Origin of the sequence: Streptomyces sp. NPDC059456, assembly GCF_042750055.1 — a bacterium.
Taxonomy (GTDB): domain Bacteria; phylum Actinomycetota; class Actinomycetes; order Streptomycetales; family Streptomycetaceae; genus Streptomyces.
In genome coordinates this window covers 1-1518 of the sequence record NZ_JBHYVA010001089.1, presented here as the reverse complement: position 1 = coordinate 1518, position 1518 = coordinate 1, and the positions used below count along the sequence as shown (strand labels likewise).

The 1518-nt window shown below is 70.9% G+C and carries 1 protein-coding gene, 1 pseudogene and 1 riboswitch; of the genes and pseudogenes, one reads left to right on the top strand and one right to left on the bottom strand.

Annotation, left to right across the window (positions count from 1 at the left end; translation table 11 throughout):
* Positions 1-129: pseudogene (locus ACFXA3_RS42390) on the bottom strand (peptidase); the annotation flags it as partial.
* 4 nt (positions 130-133) lie between these two features.
* Positions 134-341: riboswitch (cyclic di-AMP (ydaO/yuaA leader) on the bottom strand.
* Positions 342-618: 277 nt separating this feature from the next.
* On the opposite strand from ACFXA3_RS42390, the gene ACFXA3_RS42385 reads away from it, so the two are divergent.
* A complete protein-coding gene (locus ACFXA3_RS42385) occupies positions 619-1440 on the top strand; it encodes a tyrosine-protein phosphatase (protein ID WP_385196848.1) in 822 nt (273 codons plus the stop codon).
* The last annotated feature ends 78 nt before the right edge of the window (positions 1441-1518 follow it).

Here is a 1518-nt window from a genome sequence, read left to right as displayed (position 1 = left end):
ATACGCGACAGCCGCGCCGGGGCCCCCCAGCAGCGGCAGCGCGAGGGCCGCACCGCCGGTGCCCGCGACGGCGAAACCGCGCGCCACGGAACGGGACTTGGGACGTCGGTGCTTACCCTGTGCAGGCATGGCGCATTCCTCTCCGTCGCCTGCGAGGTGAGCTGTCGGGTTCGGACTGGAGATGTCCGGCCGCGCGCGTTCGGAACACGTGCGATTTCACCCCGAGCTGCGCCGATACGGAGATCGGAAACAGCGGCCTACCTGGTTCCCCCGCTCCTGCCGCGTGCGTGAATAGTCGGGTGCGGTATCCGGACGGCGGCAGGATTCGGCGGTCCATCCGGATCGATCGCGAAGGTAATCGAGTTCGGCCGCACGGAACAAGCCACGAATTTCCTGACACATTCACACGAGCGGGAGTTCGGAGGAATTCCGGTCACCCTCCGTCCATTCCCCACCGCCAACGACCGTTCCGGCCGGGCCATTCGGTATTGACGATCAGGCACGCACGGTCACCGTATGATCTGGCTCACGGGGCTGTGCCCGATCTCGCCTCCACTGATGGCAAGTTGGCTGCAACCAGTTCAATTCGGACACCCACGACGACGCGGAGGAGTTCCCGTGACCCAGCAGATACCCCAGCCCCCGCGGACGGAGCCCGTACCGGAGCCGGAGCTGGCAGGAGTGCGCAACTTCCGTGACGTGGGCGGCCTGCCGACCACCGACGGGCGGAGGGTCAAGCCGGGAAAACTATTCCGTAGCGGACATCTGGCGCATGCCACCGAAACCGATGCAGAGTTCCTCGCATCGCTCGGCCTGCACACCATCTTCGACTTCCGCAACGGCGCCGACCACGCCCTGGAGGGGTTCGACGTCGAGCTCCCCGGCGTACGGAACGTCAACATCCCGCTCTCCGACCCGGCCGACGGCAGGGAATTCTGGAAGGTGGTCCGCGAGGGCGGGGTGGAACAGCTGCGCGGGCTCCTCGGCGACGGGAAGGCCGCCGCCCGGATGACCGCCTCGTACCGCTCGATGGTCGAGCACCGCACGGCCGAGCACAGCCGCGTCGTCCACGCCCTCGCGCAGGACAGCCTTCCGGCGCTCATGCACTGCGCCGCCGGAAAGGACCGGGCCGGCCTGTCGATCGCCGTCACGCTCCTCGCGCTGGGCGTCGAGCGCGAGGCGATCGTGGCGGACTACCTGGAGTCCAACGCCCCGCACCGCCGCTACCGGGTGCGCCGCGGCAGCGAGGCGCCCGAAGCCCGCTCCCCCGAGGTGATGGAGCTGCTCGCGCCGCTCTTCGATGCCCGCGCCGCCTACCTCACGGCGGCCTTCGAGACGATCGACGGACACTGGGGCGGGGTCGACCGGTACCTCTCCGAGGGCCTCGGGCTCGCGCCCGTGACCCTCGGCCGGCTGCGGGACCGGCTCCTCGACCGCTGAGGCCGGGGGGGGGTGGGGCGGGGGGGGGCGCGGGCCCCCGCCGGCCCGCCCCCGCCCCCGGCCCCCCCCCGCCCCGCC